Origin of the sequence: Streptomyces sirii (assembly GCF_045690365.1) — a bacterium.
Taxonomy (GTDB): Bacteria; Actinomycetota; Actinomycetes; order Streptomycetales; family Streptomycetaceae; genus Streptomyces; species Streptomyces sirii.
Window position 1 is genome coordinate 5,248,629 of record NZ_CP147982.1, and the last position, 18,444, is coordinate 5,267,072.

Genomic DNA, 18,444 nt, shown 5'->3' on the forward strand with positions numbered 1-18,444 from the left:
GTGGCAAGCGGCGCCGCCCCGCGCCCCGGGGCCTGGCGGAACTCCGCTACTTCGCCGGCTTCGGCTGCTTCGCCGGCGTCGACGCCGCCGGCTTCGGGTCCGCCGGATGCGGCGCCATCGGCAGCGTCGCCGCCAGCCGCTCCTCGCACAGCTCGGCGAGCTTGGCGTAGCCCTTCTTGCCCATCAGCTCGGTCAGCTCCGGCTTGTACGACACGTACACCGGCTCGCCGGCGCCGTGCGCCGAGGTCGCCGACGTGCACCACCAGTGCAGGTCGTGGCCGCCGGGGCCCCAGCCGCGCCGGTCGTACTCGCCGATCGTCACCTGGAGCACGCGGGTGTCGTCCGGCCGGTCGATCCAGTCGTAGGTGCGCCGGACCGGCAGCTGCCAGCAGACGTCCGGCTTGGTCTCCAGCGGTTCGCGGCCCTCGCGCAGCGCGAGGATGTGCAGCGAGCAGCCCGCGCCGGCGGGGAAGCCGGGACGGTTCTGGAAGATGCACGAGCCCTGCCAGCGGCGGGTCTGCCGCTCGCCGTCGTCGTCCTCCTCGACCCAGCCGGTCTGCGTGCCGACGTCGTGGAACTGCCACAGGTCGGGCGTGAGCCGTGCCACGTGCCCGGCCACCCGCTTCTCGTCGTCGTCGTCCGAGAAGTGCGCACCGAGCGTGCAGCAGCCGTCGTCGGCCCGGCCGGCCTGGATGCCCTGGCAGCCGCTGCCGAAGATGCAGGTCCAGCGGGACGTCAGCCAGGTCAGGTCGCAGCGGAAGAGCTGCTCGTCGTCGGCCGGGTCGGGGAAGGTGACCCACGCGCGGGCGAAGTCGAGGCCGACCTCGTCGGCCGAGGGCCGCGCCCCGGCGGCCGCCTTGGCGCGCCGCTTTTCGTCCTTCTTCACCGCTTTTTCGTGCTTCGCCTTTTTCGTCTTTGCCACGGGTCCAGCGTACGGGGGTCGGTACGGCCTTGAGGAATTGCCGAATCCGGCCCCTTGCGCGCGCCCGGTGCGCGGCGGGTCGCGGGGGCGGAAACCACCGCGCTGTGAGGAGCCGGTCACCGGCGCAGTAGGTTTCCCCGTATGAGACTCGGTGTCCTCGATGTGGGTTCGAATACGGTCCATCTCCTGGTGGTGGACGCGCACCCGGGCGCGCGCCCGCTGCCCGCCTATTCGCACAAGGCGGATCTGCGCCTTGCCGAACTCCTCGACGAGGCCGGGGCCATAAGCGACGCCGGGGTGGAGCGCCTGGTGGCGACCGTCCAGGAGGCGCTCCAGGTGGCCGAGGACAAGGGCGTCGAGAGCGTGCTGCCGTTCGCCACGTCCGCGGTGCGCGAGGCCACCAACGGCGAGGAGGTGCTGCGCCGGGTCGGCCTGGAGACCGGCGTCGAGCTGCAGGTGCTCTCCGGTGAGGACGAGGCGCGGCTCACCTTCCTCGCGGCCCGCCGCTGGCTGGGCTGGTCCGCCGGCCGGCTGCTGGTGCTGGACATCGGCGGCGGCTCGTTGGAGATCGCCTTCGGCCTGGACGAGGAGCCGGACGTGGCGGTGTCGCTGCCGCAGGGCGCCGGCCGGCTCACCGCGAGCTCCCTGCCGGGCGACCCGCCCGACCCGGAGGACGTGCGGGCGCTGCGCCGCCGGGTACGGGCCGAGATCGCCAGGGTGGTCAGCGAGTTCACCCGGTACGGGACCCCCGACCAGGTCGTCGGCACGTCCAAGACCTTCAAGCAGCTGGCTCGGATCGCGGGCGCCGCGCGCTCGGCCGAGGGCTTGTACGTCCAGCGCGAGCTGACCCGCAGCGACCTGGAGGAGTGGGTTCCGCGGCTGGCCGCGATGACGGTCAAGGAACGCGCCGAGCTGCCGGGGGTGTCCGACGGCCGGGCGCGGCAGCTGCTGGCCGGGGCGCTGGTCGCCGAGGCCGCGATGGACCTGTTCGGGGTGGAGACGCTGGAGATCTGCCCGTGGGCGCTGCGGGAGGGCGTCATCCTGCGGCGGCTGGACCATCTTCCGGCGTGAGACTCGTCACGCCCGCAGGGGAGGGGCGCCGCGCGCATCGCCCCAGCCCCACCGGCCCCGGGGCTCTCACCGGGCGACGAGACCTGCGCCGATAGGGGCGGCGGCCGTCCGGATCTCCCGCCCCGGGCACAGGTGCGGCCCGTACGCTGTCCCTCGTGACAGAGCCAGTGGTGCGCATCCCGGATGCGAAGGTCGCGCTGTCCACGGCCTCGGTGTATCCGGAGTCGACGGCGACGGCCTTCGAGATCGCCGCGCGCCTGGGCTATGACGGCGTCGAGGTCATGGTGTGGACCGACCCGGTCAGCCAGGACGTCGAGGCGCTGCGCCGGCTCTCCGACTACCACGGCGTACCGGTCCTGGCCGTCCACGCGCCGTGCCTGCTGATCACCCAGCGGGTCTGGTCCACCGACCCGTGGGTGAAGCTGCAGCGGGCCCGCAACGCCGCGGAGAAGCTGGGCGCCTCGACCGTGGTCGTGCACCCGCCGTTCCGCTGGCAGCGCAGCTACGCCCGGGAGTTCGTCCGCGGGGTGTGGCGGATGGCGGGCGAGACCGACGTGCGGTTCGCCGTCGAGAACATGTACCCGTGGCGCTATCGGGACCGCGAGATGCTCGCGTACGCCCCGGACTGGGACCCCACCAACGACGACTACCGGCACTTCACCGTCGACCTGTCGCACACCGCCACCGCCCGCAACGACGCGCTGGCGATGGTGGAGCGGATGGGCGACCGGCTGGCGCACGTCCACCTCGCCGACGGCAACGGCTCCGCCAAGGACGAACATCTGGTGCCGGGGCGCGGCAGCCAGCCCTGCGCCGAGGTGCTGGAGCGGCTGGCGGCCACCGGCTTCGACGGGCATGTGGTCGTCGAGGTCAACACCCGCCGGGCGATGTCCGCCGCCGAACGCGAGGCCGACCTGGCCGAGGCGCTGGCCTTCACCCGGCTGCATCTGGCCTCGCCGAGCCGGGTGCCGGGTTCGTGACCGAGCCCGAGGACGGGGCGCCCGAGCGGCCCGCCCGCCGCCGGGGGCGCCCGGCACGTGCCGCCGCCGAGGCCGGGCCCGGCGCCCGGGACCGGATCCTGACCGCGGCCCGTACGCAGTTCGCCGAGCGCGGCTACGACAAGGCCTCGGTGCGCGCTATCGCCAAGGCGGCCGGGGTGGACGCGGCCCTGGTGCACCACTACTTCGGCACCAAGGAGCAGGTCTTCGCGGCGGCCATCGAGCTGTCCTTCGCGCCCGCGCTGACCATGCCCGACGCCCTCGCGGGCGGCGGCGCCGAGGTGGGCGAGCGGATGGCCCGCTTCATGTTCGGGGTCTGGGAGAACCCGGTCAGCCGGCCGCCGCTGCTGGCGATCATGCGTTCGGCGCTGACCAACGACACCGCGGCGGCGGTGCTGCGCGGGCTGATCGAGCGCCGGATGCTGCAGCGGCTGGCGGGCGAACTGAGCGTCCCCGACCCCGAGTTCCGGGTGCAGCTGGCCGCGAGCCACCTCATCGGCATCGCGCTGCTGCGCTATGTGATCAAGATGGACCCGGTCGCCTCCGCGGACACGGAGGAGATCATCGCGATGGTCGCGCCGACGCTCCAGCGGTATCTGACCCAGTCGTAGGGGAGGGGCGAAGCCCTAGGGGAGGGGCGAACAGATCCCGTAGGGGACGCGAGAGCCCCCTGCGGGGCCACAACGCGGGGGTGCCGGGCGGCATTCCCCTCGTGATCGCCTTCGTGGCCAGGGTGCGCCGGCCCGTGTCGTCGGGGTGAGCCGAGCCGTCCGTACTGCGGGCATCCGTCTCACATACCGGAGTAGGTGTCCGGATCTTGGATCAAGAGCGTAATCTCGGATGCAGCTGCTACATGATTTCCGAGGGAGTGACCTATCGTGCCCGAGCTGAGGTCCCGCACCGTTACCCATGGCCGCAACATGGCGGGCGCCCGCGCCCTTATGCGGGCTTCGGGTGTAGCGAGCGAGGACATCGGCAAGCCGATCGTCGCCGTGGCCAACTCCTTCACCGAGTTCGTGCCCGGCCACACCCACCTCGCCCCGGTCGGCCGGATCGTCTCCGACGCCATCCGGGCCGCCGGCGCCGTCCCCCGCGAGTTCAACACCATCGCGGTCGACGACGGCATCGCCATGGGCCACGGCGGCATGCTCTACTCGCTGCCCTCCCGCGACCTGATCGCCGACTCCGTCGAGTACATGGTCGAGGCGCACTGCGCCGACGCACTGATCTGCATCTCCAACTGCGACAAGATCACCCCCGGCATGCTGATGGCCGCGATGCGCCTGAACATCCCGGTGGTCTTCGTCTCCGGCGGCCCGATGGAGGCCGGCCAGGCCACCCTCGTGGACGGCACGGTCCGCAAGCTCGACCTGATCAACGCCATCGTCGACTCGGTCAACGACAGCGTCTCCGACGAGGACGTGCTGCGCATCGAGGAGAACGCCTGCCCGACCTGCGGTTCGTGTTCCGGCATGTTCACCGCCAACTCGATGAACTGCCTGACCGAGGCCATCGGCCTCTCGCTGCCCGGCAACGGCTCGGTCCTGGCCACCCACACCGCCCGCAAGGCGCTCTACGAGAACGCCGGCCGCACGGTCGTGGAGATCACCAAGCGCTACTACGAGGACGGCGACGAGTCCGTCCTGCCGCGCAACATCGCCACCCGCGCCGCCTTCGAGAACGCCATGGCGCTCGACATCGCCATGGGCGGCTCCACGAACACGATCCTGCACCTGCTCGCCGCCGCCCAGGAGGCCGAGCTGGACTACGACCTCAAGGACATCAACGAGGTCTCGCGGCGCGTCCCCTGCCTGGCCAAGGTCGCCCCGAACGTGGCGCCCGGCGGCACGTACTACATGGAGGACGTGCACCGCGCCGGCGGCATCCCCGCGATCCTCGGGGAGCTCTACCGCGGCGGACTGCTCAACGAGGACGTGCACTCCGTCCACTCCGCGACCCTCGCCGAGCACCTCAAGACCTGGGACGTGCGCGGCGGTTCGCCCTCCGCCGAAGCCGTCGAGCTGTGGCACGCCGCCCCCGGCTGCAAGCGCTCGGCGACCGCCTTCTCCCAGTCCGAGCGCTGGGAGACGCTGGACACCGACGCCGAGGGCGGCTGCATCCGCTCCGTCGAGCACGCCTACTCCAAGGACGGCGGACTGGCGGTCCTCAAGGGCAACATCGCCGAGGACGGCTGCGTGGTGAAGACCGCCGGCGTCGACGAGTCCATCTGGACCTTCGAGGGCCCGGCCGTGGTCTGCGAGTCGCAGGACGAGGCCGTCGACAAGATCCTCACCAAGCAGATCAAGGAAGGCGACGTCGTCGTCATCCGCTACGAGGGCCCCAAGGGCGGCCCCGGCATGCAGGAGATGCTCTACCCGACGTCGTTCCTCAAGGGCCGCGGTCTGGGCAAGGCCTGCGCGCTGGTCACCGACGGCCGCTTCTCCGGCGGCACGTCCGGCCTGTCCATCGGCCACGCCTCCCCCGAGGCGGCCTCCGGCGGCACCATCGCCCTCGTCGAGGACGGCGACCGCATCCGCATCGACATCCCGGGCCGGACCATCGACCTCCTCGTGGACGACGCGACGCTGGCCGCCCGCCGGGAGGCCCTGGGCGGGGTGTACGCGCCCAAGCAGCGCGAGCGCAAGGTGTCGGCGGCGCTGCGGGCCTACGCGGCGATGGCCACCAGCGCGGACAAGGGCGCGGTGCGGGACGTGAACAAGCTCGGCTGAGCACACCGTTGACGTGATGGAGCCCCCACTTCGGTGGGGGCTCCATCCGTTGGACCGTCAGACGGTGGGCAGTTCCCCGCCCTTGACGGCGTCGACGAACGAGGACCAGGCCGCCGCGTCGAAGAGCAGCGCGGGGCCGTGGGGGGCCTTGCTGTCGCGGACGGGGACGAGGGCGGGGAAGTCGTCGGAGACCTCGATGCAGGCGCCGCCGTCCGGGTTGCTGTAGCTGGACTTGCGCCAGGTGGCGGCGGTCAGGAGGTCGTCGGAAACCTCGATGCACGCGCCTCCGTCGGAGTTGCTGTAGCTGGACTTGCGCCAGGTGACGGTGCTCAGGTCGATGGTTCGCACGGCACTTCCTCCAACATCTGCATGACGAACTTCCGCGATTCGTCCGGGCTCAATGCTCGGTCCCGCACTGAATCGTACGCGCGTTGCAGATGCTCAACCTGTCGGGTTTCTTCGATGAGTTCGCCACGGTGGGCGTTCTCGGTATAGGCCACGGTGCAGCCGTTCAGCAGCTTCAGGAAGATCACGGAAGTGCTGTCCAGGCCGTACAGCCCGGCGCTGAACGGCAGCACCTGGAGAGTGACGCTCGGACGTTCGGGCGCCGAGACCAAATACTCAAGCTGCTTCCGCCACTTCTCGGGATCCGTCAACGGCGTGCGCAGCACCGCCTCGGACAGGATGGTGCGGAACTGCGGCGGATCATCGCGATCCAACGATTGACGGCGACCTATGCGGGCTTCCACCTGCCGCGTCAGCTCCTCGCCTTCGATGCCGCCCGCCGTGAGCAAGGCTCGTACGTAGCCCTCCGTCTGCAGCAGCCCATGAACGGTGCTGACCCCGAAGTGCCACATGCTCAACGCTTCGGCTTCCAGCGTCATATATCGGCGGTACTGCTCCTTGAACTGCGTCGGATCCGCGACCGCCAACTCCCAGAGCGTCAGCAGCAGATCCCCGGTGCCGTAATGCTGGGCCAGCGCCTCCACCACCTCGGGGCTCCCCAGCGTCTGCCCGCTCTCCATCTTGCCGAACAGCGACGCGTCCCACCCCAGCACCTCGCCGAGCTTCCGCAGGCTGTCGCCCTTCTGCGCCCGCAGTAATCGCAGCTCTTCCGCGAAGCGTCGGCGCGGCTCCTGACTGCGTCCGGTGACCACTCGTCTCGGCGGCATGGTGCCCTCCTCCGTGGAAGGTGCGGAACAAACGGTGCAAGGGTGCGAAGTACGGCCCGCAAACGGGCCCGGCGCCCGGATCCCCGTCCATCCTCGTAATGGCCGGGCCACTCACCGTAGTCGCGACCGGTCAGCCCCACAGGCAAACGGCGGACAGGAGCGGAGTCATGGCCACAGGCCGGATGGACGAGGCGGAGGCGGCGTGCGGCGAACTGGCCGAGTTGCTCCGGCGGGCCGGCATCGTGCTGCCGTCGCTGGGTGTCGACCCGGTGGCCTACACCCGCGAACACCCCTACCCCCTGGTCGAGTTGGGGCGCTGCAACCTGGAGACGGCGCGCCGGTTGATCCAGGTGCTGGCGAAGGCCGAGCGGTGACGGCGTGACCGGCCGCCGCCGCCCCTACATCTCACCGTCGTGCCACATCGGCACCCACGCGGCCTGCGACAAGGGCGTGGCGGGGCACGGAGCCACCTCGGTGCCCGGTGTGCGGCACGAGGTCTGCGCCTGCCGCTGCCACCAGGAGCCGGTGCGGGGGCCTCACCAGCCCGCCGGGTCCTTCGTCGGCGCGCCGAACACCGTGCCGTCCGGCGCCGCGGCGTAGACCGAGCCCCGTGCGCCGTCCACCCGGGGTGCGGGCAGCGACTCCACGAATCCGTTGTGCCGGGCGGCCGTGAGCCGGGGCGGGGTCTGGCCGATCAGTGCGCCCGACCGGGCGTCCATCGCCAGCAGCCGACCGTCCGCGGCGGTGAAGAACAGCCGGTTGCCGCTCACCACGGGCGCCGACCCCCGGCTGACCGAGGTCTCGGTGTCCCACTTACGGGCCCCGACGGCCTGCAGCGCACCGCCCTCGGCCAGCAGGTACACCGTCTCGTCGTGCACCACGGCGGCCACGCCGTCCAGGGGCGCGGTCAGCGGCAGCCGGCGGGTGTGCCCGCTCGCCGGGTCGTAGCGGACGACGGAGGTGGTGCGGTAGGAGAGCTTGGGGTCGGTGGCGGTGAGGTAGAGCGCCCCGGACGGGCCGGTCCCGGCCGGGGTGAGCACGCCCGGCAGCCGGCGCGACCAGCGGACCCGGCCGTCGGCCACGTCGATGGCGGTGACCTGCGAGGCCGTGCCGTCGGGGGTGGGTTCGGCGGCGTAGGCGGTGTGCGGGCCGCCGAATCCGGTGAACAGCGGGAGCTGGTGGCCGGGGTAGCGCCGGTGCCACCGCTCGCGGTGGGTGGCGCTGTCCAGCGCCGTGACCGTGCCGTCCCCGGCCGCCAGCAGGACGCGGTTCCCGATGACCGCGGCCCCGCCCTCGTATCCGGTGATGTCCTTGCTCCAGCGGACGGCGCCCTGGCCGCCGGGCGACGGATCGAGCGCCAGCAGCCGGGTGGCATCGGTGGAGAAGACGTACAGCAGGCCGCCGGAGAGCACCGGGGCGGCCGGTGAGGCGGCGTACTTGCCGGGGGAGTCCTCCGTGCGCCGCCACGCCACGCGGCCGGTGTCCGGGTCGAGCCGGGCGGCCAGCACACCGTTCTGGCCGCAGAAGACGGCGCCGGATCCGCTGGTGCAGAAGGGCAGTTCGGCGTCGTGCCCCTTGGGCCGCTCGATGAGCGTGGTGTGCCAGGCGCGGAAGCCCTCACCGGGGCGGGAGGGACGGGTCTGCAGCGCCGGGTCCCGGCCGGGGTCCCCGGAGAAGAGCGCCTGGGCCCCGGCGAACGCGCCGGCCCCGGTGACCACCAGGGCGAGCGCCGCCCACAGGGGCCAGCGGCGGTTCCGGGAGCGGGCGCCGCGACGCGGGCCGGAAGCGGGCGCGGCCGGGGCGCCGAGGAGAGCCGATTCGGCGGCCGGCGCCGGCTCGGCGACGAGGGCCGGTTCGACGAGGGGGGCGGGCGCCCGCACATGCGTGGTCTCGGCGCGCGGCGGGGTGGGCTCGGCCCGTACGGGCTGCCGCTGCTCCGGGATCCGCACGTCCGGCACCGCGCCGTCCACCGCGCGCCGCACCGCGCCGTCCACGGTCAGGCCCACCGGGGCGTCGGTCCGCAGCAGCTCCCTCAGCGCGTCCGGCGTCGGGCGGTCCGCCGGGTCCTTCGCCAGGCAGCTCTCGATCAGCGGGGCCAACTCCTGTGGCACGCCCGCCAGATCGGCCTCGTCGTGCACCACCTGATACGCGACGAGGTACGGGCTCTCCGAGTCGAACGGCCCGCTCCCGGTGGCGGCGTGCACCAGCACCGAACCCAGGGCGAAGACGTCCGCCGCGGGCCCCACCTCGCGCGGCCGCTGGAACTGCTCGGGCGCCATGAACGGCGGCGTGCCGATCAACTTGCCGGTCTCGGTGCGCATTTCACTGTCGGCGGGGCGTGAGATGCCGAAGTCGATGACTTTCGGGCCGTCGGCGGCCAGCAGCACGTTTCCCGGCTTGAGGTCGCGGTGCACCACCCCGGCGCGATGGATGTCGCGCAGCGCCTCGGCGAGCCCCGCGGCCAGCTGCCGGACCTCGCCGGGCGCCAGCGGGCCGTTCCGCTTCACATGGTCCGAAAGCGTCGGTCCGGGGATGTGGAGGGTGGCCATCCAGGGGCGTTCGGCGTCCGGGTCGGCGTCCACGACGGGCGCGGTGAAGGCCCCGCTGACCCGCCGCGCGGCCGCCACCTCCTGGCGGAACCGCCCGCGGAACTCCGGGTCCTGGGCGAACTCGGCGTGGATGACCTTGACCGCGAGCAGCAGTCCGGAGGACGAGCGGGCCAGGTGGACCACGCCCATACCGCCGGCGCCGAGCCGCGCCTCCAGGCGGTACTGCCCGGCGTACTCCGGACGCTCCGCTTCCGGGCCGACCCCGGAATCGCGCAGCGACGGCATGGTTCCACCCCCGTGTCATTCCCCGTGCCATTCGGTCGCAGGTGCGACGCGCGGAGCCTAGTCGATGGCGCGTACGAGATGAACGAAGCTTGCTAGCGTGCGCGTTGCGGAACCGAAACGAACATGATCGAACGGGCACCACCAACGGGGGAGCAAGAAATGACAACTCAGGACATACAGGGCGATTCCGAGCAGGCTGCCGGTCAGGCGCTCGCCGCCGCGTCCGGTGGCGGCCTGGTCTATCCGATCGCGCCCGGCTACCGCGTCAAGGTCCGCAAGGGCCCCGGCACGAACTACCCGGTCGTCCGCCTTCTGCCGGAGGGCGCGCGGATCGAGATCCGCTGCCAGCGGCACGGCCAGCGGGTCAGCGGCCCGTACGGCACCTCGGACATCTGGGACAACATCGGCACCGGCCAGTACGTCTCCGACACCTACGTCCGCACGGGCAGCGATGTGATGGTCGCGCCGCGCTGCATGGGCGGCTGAGGCGCGGCGGGCGCCCTCGACGCAGGAGGGGCAGGCCTGCCGGCCCGTACGGCCCGGCGGGGATAATCGAGCCATGAACGATGCGCAGACCCCCGCCGGGAGCCCGGAGCGCGGCGGCCCCGACGGCGGCCCCGAACCGGAGGAGATCCGGTTCTTCGGCACCACCTGGGTCCACCACGACGGCGGCTACGCCCTGCGCCGGGTCGGCGTCGCGGTGGGCTCGCTCGCGCTCGCCGCGGCCGGCGCGGTCGTGCTGCGGTTCGCCTTCCAGGGCCTGGAGATCGCCGCCGTCGGCCCGTTCGTCGGCATCCTGGTCGTCGCCGGCTTCGCCGTCTGCAGCGCGCTGGCCTTCCGCCGCACCTGGGACGGTTTCGTGCGCCGCCCCGACCCGGCCGCCCACAGCGCCGCCGGGTCGTCCGGGCAGAGCCTGATGCTGATCGGCTTCCTCGGCTCGCTGCTCGCGTACTTCTGCCGCAGCCTCCTGGAGGCCCCCGGCGAGCGGCTGCACCGCACCGAGTACGCGGCGGCCCGCGACCGCCACGCACGCCGCCGCAGCGCCCGCACCGGCAACCCGGCCGCCAAGAGCGCCACCGCCAAGAACGGCCCGGCCGCCAAGAGCACTTCGGCCGCGAAGAAGAAGTCCGGCAAGCGCCGCTGACGCGGTGGGCGGCACGGCCCGCCCCGGCCGGGTGTCACAGTGCGCCCGCCCGCCTCGTCCTTGAGGGCAGGAGCGCGGCGAGCAGCGGTCGCGCAGGACCGCGGGCGATCGCCCACGACACCCGAGGAGCGGGCCATGGCAAAGCCGCAGACGAGCGCGGACGACCACCAGGACACGCCGGCCGGCGACCGGCTGGCCCAGTTCGAGGAGCAGCGCGGACGGCTGTGGGCCATCGCCTACCGGATCATGGGCACCGTCACCGACGCCGACGACGCCGTGCAGGAGACCTGGCTGCGCTGGCAGGCGCTGCCCGACGAGCCGCCGGTGGCCAGCCCGCGCGGCTTCCTCACCACCGTCGTCAGCCGCATCTGCTACGACCTGCTGGGCTCGGCTCGGGCCCGCCGAGAGACGTATGTCGGCCCGTGGCTGCCGGAGCCGCTGCTCGCCGGGGCGGGCGCCGGCGGAGCGCGGCTGCCGGGCCCGGAGGGCGCCGGCGACCACGGCCCCGAGGACCGGGTCACGCTCGACGAATCCGTGGGCATGGCCCTGCTGACCGTCCTGGAGCGGCTCACCCCGGCCGAGCGCACCTCCTTCATCCTCCACGACGTCTTCGCGGTGCCCTTCCCGGAGATCGCCGAGGCGGTCGGCCGCACCCCGGACTCCGTACGGCAGCTGGCCTCCCGCGCCCGCAAGCGGGTACGGGCCGAGGCGCCGCGCCGTACCGTGGACCGCGCGGAGCACCGCCGCACCGTAGAGGCGTTCCTCGCGGCCGTCGTGGGCGGCGACCTCGACGCCCTGCTGGCCGTGCTGGATCCCGAGGTCGTCTGGCGTTCGGACGGCGGCGGCAAGGTCAGCGCCGCCCGCCGGCCGGTACTGGGCCGCGAGAAGGTCGCCCGCTACGCGCGGGGGCTGGTGCTGCGGGGCAGCGAACTCGGGCCGATCCGCGCCGAGTTGGTGGACGTCAACGGCGCCACCGGCCTGGTCTTCGCCGACGCGGCGGGCCGGCAGGCCGGGGTGTTCGCCTTCACCGTGCACGACGGGCGGATCATCGAGGTGGACGCCGTGATCAACCCCGACAAGCTCGGCCACCTCGACCTCTTCGACCTGCTGTGACGCGGCGGCCGCCGCGGGACGGGCGGCCGCTGTCACACTCCGGCCCGCCGCGTCGTCCTCCTTCCGGCGCCGGCCGTCCGGGCGCGGCGCCCCCACCCCAGGAGGACGGCATGAAGAGCATGACGAAGCAGCGGGTCGTGGTCCTCGGCGGCGGCTACGCGGGCATGACGGCCGCGCTGCGGCTCGCCCCGTACGCCCGGGTGACCCTGGTCGACCCCGACGACCGGTTCACCGAACGGGTACGACAGCACGAGCGGGCCGCCGGCCGCCCCGAAGTGACCCACTCCCGGGCGCGGTTGCTGCACGGCACCGGCGTCGAGCACCTCGCCGCCCGTGCCACCGCCCTCGACGCGGACGCCCGCACCGTCCGCACCGACAGCGGCCGCACCCTCGGCTACGACCGGCTGGTCTACGCCCTCGGCAGCCACACCGACCCGCGCGGGGCCGGTGAACGCGCCTTCACCGCCGAGAGCCCCGAGGCCCTGCACAAGCGGCTGCTGGACGGACCGGGCCGGCTGGCCGTGGTCGGCGGCGGCCTGACCGGCATCGAGATGGCCGCCGAGATCGCCGAGGCCCATCCACGGTGGGAGGTCCGCCTGCTGACCGGCGGGCAGATCGGCGGCGGACTGTCGACCCGCGGCCGGGCCCATGTCCGTACCGTCCTGGGCCGGCTGGGCGTACGCGTCGAGGAGGGCCGCCGGATCGCCGACGCGCAGGGCGTCGACGCCGACGCCGTGCTGTGGACGGCCGCCATGCGGGCCGCCGGCGGACTCGCCCACGACGCCGGGCTGGACACCGATCCGCTCAGCGGCCGGATCCGGGTCGACGCGGCGCTGCGCTCGGTCAGCCACCCCGACGTCTACGCGGCGGGCGACGCGGCCGCGGCCCGGTCGCCCCGCGCCGGCGCCCTGCGGATGGCCTGCGCCACCGCCCTGCCCACGGGTGCGCACGCGGCCGGCGCGATCATCGCCGAGTCGCGCGGCGCCGAACCCGGGCCGCTGTCGTTCGGGTACGTCATCCAGTGCGTGAGCCTGGGGCGGCGCGACGGCCTGGTCCAGTCCGTACGGGCCGACGACACCCCGCGCGAGCGGGTGCTGACGGGCCGCCCGGCCGCCCTCGTCAAGGAGCAGGTGGTCCGCTCCACCCTGCGCATCATGAAGCTGACGGCCCGCCACCCGGGCGCCGTGCGGTGGATCCCGGGCATGGGCTAGGCGGTGTCCCGTCGAACTCCGGCACGCCGGGCCGCCGCGCGGGCGCGTGTGGTAGCACTGCGTGCATGACGGGCAAGCCCACGGAACGCGCCGGTTACCACCACGGCGACCTCCCCGCCGCGCTCACCTCGGCGGCGATCGAGCTGCTGGACGAGCGCGGGATGGAGCAGGTGACCGTACGTGAGGTCGCACGCCGGGCGGGGGTGTCGCCGGGCGCGCCGTTCAGGCACTTCGCCGACCGGCAGGCGCTGCTGACGGCGGTCGCCGACCGGATCCTGGCCGACTTCGCGGAGTGGCAGATCGGCATGGTCGCCGGCGCCGAGGGCTCCGTGATGCGCGCCTTCGGCCTGGGCTTCGTCCGCTTCGCGATCCGCCACCCGCGCCGCTTCGAGCTGATCAAGACCAGGGTGTTCGGCGACAGTCAGCCCGCCGAGCTGCACCAGCGGCTCTCCGACATCGAGCGGGCCTTCACCGACATCATCATCGCCGACCAGAAGGCCGGGGTGCTGCGCCCCGGCGATCCCGCGACGGTGGGCCTGGCGGGCCAGGCCGTGGTCTACGGGCTGTCGCAGATGATCGTCGACGGGTATCTGCCGCCGGACCGGGCGGAGCTGCTGGCCGAGCAGGTCCTGGACACCTTCGGCACCGGTATCGCCAACTCCCCTGGTTCCACAGGGCCTTGACCCCCTCCCCACCCGCTGATGTAATCGCTGATTACATCAGCCGAGGAGGGTGAGATGCCCCTGCCGCGCCCGTCGCGCATCCCGAGATTCCCGGACCCCGCGGCCTCGGGCACGGTGACCGTCGAGGTCACCCCCGCCGAGACGTACCGCGTCGTGAGCGACCCGCTGGTGATGGTCCGCCTCGGCGAGGAGGCGCACCGCGCCCGCTGGCTGGGCGGCGCCACGGCCCCGGCGGTGGGCGCCCGTTTCCGCGGCCACAACCGCAACGGCCCGCGCCGCTGGTACACCGACTGCCGGATCACGGACGCCGATCCGGGCCGGCGCTTCGCCTACGAGGTGACGGCGCCGCTCGGCATCCCCATCTCCCGCTGGCAGTACGACATCGCGCCCGCGGCGGAGGGCTGCACCGTCACCGAGACCAACTGGCTGCGGGTGCCGCTGTGGTTCATCCCCGTCGCCGTCCTCGTCACCGGAGTCTCCGACCGCATCGGCGCCAACCACACCCACATCGGCAGCACACTCCACCGCCTCAAGCGCCATCTGGAGTCGCCCCCGCCCGGCGCCGCCGACAGCCCGGAGCGCGGCGAGCGGCCCGTGGGGTGAAGCCGCGCACGGGGTGAAGCGGCGCAGGTGTCGACCGGGCGCAGCGACTCCCGCCCCGGCCGGACCGGTCCCGGCGGACCGTACGGCCGAGGCGGGCCCAGTGGAACCACACCAGGAAGGAAGGCACGCACATGCACGATGTACGCGGCTTACTCGCTCCTGACGCGTTCAGAGGTGTCGTCGCCACGGTCATGGACAACAACCCCGGCATGGACGAGCCGATGGCCGGGCGGGTGGTGGACGAGGCGCTCAAGTTCGTCGTGGCCGCCGCGAAGTTCCCGGCGACGTCCATCCGGCCCTCGCGCCTGGTCGACGAGGGGTGGCACGCCCTCATCCTGCACACCGCGCGCTACGCCGAGCTGTGCGCCCGGCTCGGACGCTTCGTGCACCACTATCCCGACGAGCCCGGAGTCTGCGAGCACGGCGCGGAGGGGCATCTGCCGACCGTGGCCCTGATCGAGGAGGCGGGGTTCAGCGCGGACAAGGAACTGTGGCCGACCTCGACGAGCGCGCTCACCCCGGCGGGGGCGAGGTGCCGGCGCAAGCCCCATCCGGGCGGCGGCTGCGGCACCTCGTCCTGCGGCTCCTCCTGCGGGTCGTCGTGCGGCTCGGGCTGCGGCGGGGGAGGGGGCGACTAGGCGGGCCCGGGCAGTACCGCGCTTCCTCGGAGCCGGGGCCGTCCGCCCGCGGTGTGTGCGTGCGCGGGCGGACGGCCGCTCAGTACTCCCAGTCCGGCTTGCCCTTGCCGTAGAGCCAGTCGTCGAACAGATCGGTCAGATCCACGTCCGTGCGCGCCTGGCAGAAGGCGATGAAGTCCTTCGAATCGGCGTTGCGGTAGCGGTACTCGGCGGGCCACTCCTTGAGGATCTCGAAGAAGGTCTTGTCGCCGACGGCCTTGCGCAGTTGCTGGAGCACCATCGCGCCGCGCTCGTAGACGGGCGTCGCGGTCACGTCCTTCGCCGCGGCCGGCTTACCCGCGGGGAAGTCCCAGCGCTCGTTGTCCTCGTCGTCGGCGTAGAGCGCGTCGAACTGCTGCTGCGGCGTCTTGCCGCCCTCGTGCTCCTCCCACAGCCACTCGGCGTAGGTCGCGAAGCCCTCGTTGAGCCAGGTGTCCCGCCAGGTCTTCGGCGTCACCGAGTCGCCGAACCACTGGTGAGCCATCTCGTGCACCACGGTCACGGTGTCCGGCGCCCCGGCGTAGACCGGCTTGGTCTGGGACTCCAGGGCGTACCAGTCGACCCGCTCCGGGGTGTGGTCGACGATCGCGCCCGCCGAGGAGAACGGGTACTTCCCGAAGAGTCCGCTCTCCCACTTGATGATCTCCGGCAGCCGCTCCAGCGGCTCCTTGCTCGCCTTGGCCTCCGCCGGGTCCACCGCGACGTACAGCGGCAGCCCGTCGGGCGTACGGGACTTGCGGACGTCGAACTTCCCGATGGTGGCGGTGGCCAGATAGCTGGCCATCGGCTGCGGGTCGTGCCATTCGAACGTGGCCTTGTCCTTGGAGACCTTCTCCGACCGCAGCTCCCCGTTGGCGACGGCGGTGTACTGCCGCGGCACGGTGATCTTGAAGTCGTAGGTCGCCTTGTCACCGGGGTGGTTGTTCCCGGGGAACCACGTCATGGCCCCCGCGGGCTCACCCGACACGAACGCCCCGTCGGCGGTCTTGACCCAGCCCTCCGTCGACCCGTCCGGATCCTCCATCTCCTGCGGGGTCCCGCCGTAGTCGACGGTCGTACGGAACCGCGCGCCCTTGGCGATCCCGCCCTCCGGAGTCACCGTCAGCTTGTGCCCCTTGCGGGAGAACGCGGCGTCCTCGCCGTCGACCCGGACGGCGGACACCCGCAGCCCCTGAAGATCCAGCTTGAACGAGCGCAGATCCTGCTCGGCCCGGGCGGTGATCTCGGCGGTGGCGTCCAGGTGCCGGTGCTTGACGTCGTAGTCGAGATCGAGCCCGTAATGGCTGACCTGGTAGCCGCCGTTGCCGAGCGCCGGGAAGAGGGGGTCGCCCACCCCGCCGCTGCCCGCCGCCCCCTGGGTGCCGACGGCCGCGCTCGTGCACGAGGACAGCAGCAGGGCGACGGACAGTGCCGCGGTCGCACCGCAGCAGCGAAGGGGCCGGCGGTTCACAGCGCTCCTCAGGTCGGTGGTCACAAGTTCCCCGACCCTACGGTCATTTCCGCCGCAACGCCCCTCCGCTACCGGTTAGGGAGCATTACGGGGCGATCGACGGCGCGGTGTGCTGCGCGGTTCCCTCCGGCCCGCGGCGCTGCTCCTCCCAGTTGCCGAGCGCGGCCGCACACGCGTGGTCGAGATGGCGCAGTCCGGACAGGTCCAGCTCGATCTCCCGGTCCCGGGGCAGCGCCTCCAACTGGTCGAGCAGCTTGGGCAGCCGCAGGAAGGTGGCGTTGCCGACGGCCCGCACGAGGACGGGGCGCCGGGAGCCCGACGCGGACGTCCCCTCGGGCTCGTCCAGTCCCACGATCTCCAGGTGCACATGCGAGGTCTCCCACGCCGACTTGGCGATCGCCATCAACAGCCCCAGCAGCACCCCCTCGAACATGTTGGTGGCCACGATCGCCACCGCGGTGGCGGCCAGCACCACGGCCTCACCCCGGTGCTCCCGCCACAGCGGCCGCCACTCCTTGACCGGGAGCAGCTTCCAGCCGGCGTGCACCAGCACACCGGCCAGCGCCGCGATCGGCACCGCGCCCAGCGCCGCCGGGAACGCCGCCGCGAAGACCAGCAGCCACACCCCGTGCAGCACCCGGGACGCCTTGGTGCGCGCACCGGCCCGCACGTTCGCGGAGCTGCGGACGATCACCGCGGTCATCGGCAGCGCGCCGAGCAGTCCGCAGACCGTGTTGCCGGCGCCCTGGGCCATCAACTCCTTGTCGTAGTCGGTCCGCGGACCGTCGTGCAGCCGGTCCACCGCGGCCGCGCTGAACAGCGACTCCGCCGACGCGATCAGCGTGAACGCCAGCACGGTGCCCAGCGCACCGGCCACCGCCCCCGCCTCCACCAGCCGCGCGAAGTCCGCCCCGCCCGGCGGCTGTACGACATCCAGCAGGCCCTGCACTTCGACCCGCGCCACCGGCAGGTCCCAGACGAACACCACGGCGGTCGCCAGGGCCACCGCCACCAGCGGCGCCGGTAGCACCCGCGCCGCCCGCCCCCACCGTGGCCACAGCACCAGCAGCGCCATCGTCGAGGCGCCGATCGCCAGCGCCGTGAGCGCGCTCTGCGATGCGGCGGTATCCGCCGCGAGCCGCGGCAGCCCGGCCAGGTTCGCCGGCCCGCCACCGGGCGCCTCGGCGTCGACCAGGGTGTACAGCTGGCCGGCGATCAGCACCAGCCCGATACCCGCCAGCATTCCCTGGACGACCGCGATCGAGATGGCCCGGAACCAGCGGCCCAGCCGCAGCGCCCCCATGGCCAGTTGCAGCAGCCCGGCGATCAGCACCAGCGCGCCCAGCGCGCCGAGCCCGTACTCCTGCACGGCCTCGTAGACCAGCACGGTCAGCCCGGCGGCCGGCCCGCTGACCTGCAGACTGCTGCCCGGCAGTAGCCCGGTGAGCAGCCCCCCGACGATCCCGGTGAGCAGCCCCAGCTCGGCCGGGACCCCGGAGGCGACGGCCACCCCGACACACAGCGGGACGGCGACGAGGAAGACGACGAGCGACGCGGTGAAGTCGGCGCGCAGGACCGACAGCGAGGGCCGCGCCGAGCGGGCGGGCCGAGAGGATATCGACTGCTGGGACGGGTGTGAGCGGGCAGGACGGAACCTACGCATGACGTGCCTCCAGCGGATGAGAGATGCGGCGGCGCACGCGCGGACACCGGCACCGGCCCGGAGACGGGCACGGCTAGCAGGCGCAGGGCGACCTGCGTCGGCCTGCTTTCGCCGGCTGCCGTGCGGTGCCGTGCGGCGCGCGCCATGAAGGGTGTGGCGATGACGGCTGGATCC

General features: G+C 73.0%; 18 protein-coding genes. 12 read left to right on the forward strand and 6 right to left on the reverse strand.

Translation table 11 applies throughout. The annotated features are described in order from the left end of the window. Window positions 1-46: 46 nt before the first annotated feature. The gene (locus WAB15_RS23740) at window positions 47-922 is read right to left on the reverse strand and encodes a hypothetical protein (protein ID WP_399150911.1); all 876 of its coding nucleotides are present in this window, start codon (window positions 920-922) and stop codon (window positions 47-49) included. A gap of 141 nt (window positions 923-1,063) precedes the next feature. Here WAB15_RS23740 and WAB15_RS23745 point away from each other — a divergent pair, with 141 nt between their 5' ends. The 4 genes from WAB15_RS23745 to ilvD all read left to right on the forward strand — a co-directional run bounded on the left by WAB15_RS23745 (window position 1,064) and on the right by ilvD (window position 5,720). Then, window positions 1,064-1,993, forward strand: a complete 930-nt coding sequence (locus WAB15_RS23745) for a Ppx/GppA family phosphatase (RefSeq protein ID WP_399150912.1) — start codon at window positions 1,064-1,066, stop codon at window positions 1,991-1,993. Window positions 1,994-2,148: 155 nt separating this feature from the next. Continuing rightward, a complete protein-coding gene (locus tag WAB15_RS23750; RefSeq protein ID WP_384428147.1) occupies window positions 2,149-2,973 on the forward strand; it encodes a sugar phosphate isomerase/epimerase family protein in 825 nt (274 codons plus the stop codon). Continuing rightward, the gene (locus WAB15_RS23755) at window positions 2,970-3,602 is read left to right on the forward strand and encodes a TetR family transcriptional regulator (RefSeq protein WP_407287476.1); all 633 of its coding nucleotides are present in this window, start codon (window positions 2,970-2,972) and stop codon (window positions 3,600-3,602) included. The genes WAB15_RS23750 and WAB15_RS23755 overlap by 4 nt, the downstream gene beginning before the upstream one ends. A 267-nt stretch (window positions 3,603-3,869) precedes the next feature. Continuing rightward, a complete protein-coding gene (gene ilvD / locus WAB15_RS23760; protein ID WP_399150914.1) occupies window positions 3,870-5,720 on the forward strand; it encodes a dihydroxy-acid dehydratase in 1,851 nt (616 codons plus the stop codon). A gap of 57 nt (window positions 5,721-5,777) precedes the next feature. Here ilvD and WAB15_RS23765 read toward each other — a convergent pair whose 3' ends face one another. Further along, window positions 5,778-6,068, reverse strand: coding sequence for a DUF397 domain-containing protein (locus tag WAB15_RS23765; protein ID WP_407287477.1), 291 nt, complete (start codon window positions 6,066-6,068; stop codon window positions 5,778-5,780). After that, window positions 6,050-6,892: a helix-turn-helix domain-containing protein gene (locus tag WAB15_RS23770; RefSeq protein ID WP_407287478.1), complete on the reverse strand. Its 843-nt coding sequence runs from the start codon at window positions 6,890-6,892 to the stop codon at window positions 6,050-6,052. Before WAB15_RS23770 ends, WAB15_RS23765 begins: the two co-directional genes overlap by 19 nt. Window positions 6,893-7,059: 167 nt before the next feature. Here WAB15_RS23770 and WAB15_RS23775 point away from each other — a divergent pair, with 167 nt between their 5' ends. After that, a complete protein-coding gene (locus WAB15_RS23775; protein ID WP_407287479.1) occupies window positions 7,060-7,266 on the forward strand; it encodes a hypothetical protein in 207 nt (68 codons plus the stop codon). Window positions 7,267-7,428: 162 nt separating this feature from the next. On the opposite strand, the gene WAB15_RS23780 is transcribed toward WAB15_RS23775, so the two are convergent. Beyond that, on the reverse strand, window positions 7,429-9,726 hold the full coding sequence (locus tag WAB15_RS23780; RefSeq protein WP_407287480.1) for a serine/threonine-protein kinase: 2,298 nt from the start codon (window positions 9,724-9,726) through the stop codon (window positions 7,429-7,431). Window positions 9,727-9,885: 159 nt separating this feature from the next. Here WAB15_RS23780 and WAB15_RS23785 point away from each other — a divergent pair, with 159 nt between their 5' ends. The 7 genes from WAB15_RS23785 to WAB15_RS23815 all read left to right on the forward strand — a co-directional run bounded on the left by WAB15_RS23785 (window position 9,886) and on the right by WAB15_RS23815 (window position 15,118). Then, a complete protein-coding gene (locus WAB15_RS23785; RefSeq protein WP_407287481.1) occupies window positions 9,886-10,212 on the forward strand; it encodes a peptidase in 327 nt (108 codons plus the stop codon). Window positions 10,213-10,285: 73 nt separating this feature from the next. Then, window positions 10,286-10,870, forward strand: coding sequence for a hypothetical protein (locus WAB15_RS23790; RefSeq protein ID WP_407287482.1), 585 nt, complete (start codon window positions 10,286-10,288; stop codon window positions 10,868-10,870). A 135-nt stretch (window positions 10,871-11,005) separates the two neighbouring features. Beyond that, on the forward strand, window positions 11,006-11,983 hold the full coding sequence (gene sigJ, locus WAB15_RS23795) for an RNA polymerase sigma factor SigJ (RefSeq protein WP_407287483.1): 978 nt from the start codon (window positions 11,006-11,008) through the stop codon (window positions 11,981-11,983). A 119-nt stretch (window positions 11,984-12,102) separates the two neighbouring features. After that, the gene (locus WAB15_RS23800; protein WP_407289279.1) at window positions 12,103-13,194 is read left to right on the forward strand and encodes an NAD(P)/FAD-dependent oxidoreductase; all 1,092 of its coding nucleotides are present in this window, start codon (window positions 12,103-12,105) and stop codon (window positions 13,192-13,194) included. Window positions 13,195-13,259: 65 nt separating this feature from the next. Then, the gene (locus tag WAB15_RS23805; protein ID WP_407287484.1) at window positions 13,260-13,877 is read left to right on the forward strand and encodes a TetR/AcrR family transcriptional regulator; all 618 of its coding nucleotides are present in this window, start codon (window positions 13,260-13,262) and stop codon (window positions 13,875-13,877) included. Between the two features lie 54 nt (window positions 13,878-13,931). Further along, window positions 13,932-14,480: an SRPBCC family protein gene (locus WAB15_RS23810; protein ID WP_407287485.1), complete on the forward strand. Its 549-nt coding sequence runs from the start codon at window positions 13,932-13,934 to the stop codon at window positions 14,478-14,480. Window positions 14,481-14,611: 131 nt separating this feature from the next. Further along, the gene (locus WAB15_RS23815) at window positions 14,612-15,118 is read left to right on the forward strand and encodes a glycine-rich domain-containing protein (protein ID WP_407287486.1); all 507 of its coding nucleotides are present in this window, start codon (window positions 14,612-14,614) and stop codon (window positions 15,116-15,118) included. Window positions 15,119-15,197: 79 nt separating this feature from the next. Here WAB15_RS23815 and WAB15_RS23820 read toward each other — a convergent pair whose 3' ends face one another. Next, window positions 15,198-16,607 (reverse strand): M1 family metallopeptidase, encoded by a 1,410-nt coding sequence (locus WAB15_RS23820; protein ID WP_407287487.1) that lies wholly within the window; start codon window positions 16,605-16,607, stop codon window positions 15,198-15,200. Between the two features lie 85 nt (window positions 16,608-16,692). Further along, window positions 16,693-18,270 carry a SulP family inorganic anion transporter gene (locus WAB15_RS23825; RefSeq protein WP_399150926.1) on the reverse strand — a complete coding sequence of 526 codons (1,578 nt, stop codon included), beginning with the start codon at window positions 18,268-18,270 and terminating at the stop codon, window positions 16,693-16,695. Between the last annotated feature and the right edge of the window lie 174 nt (window positions 18,271-18,444).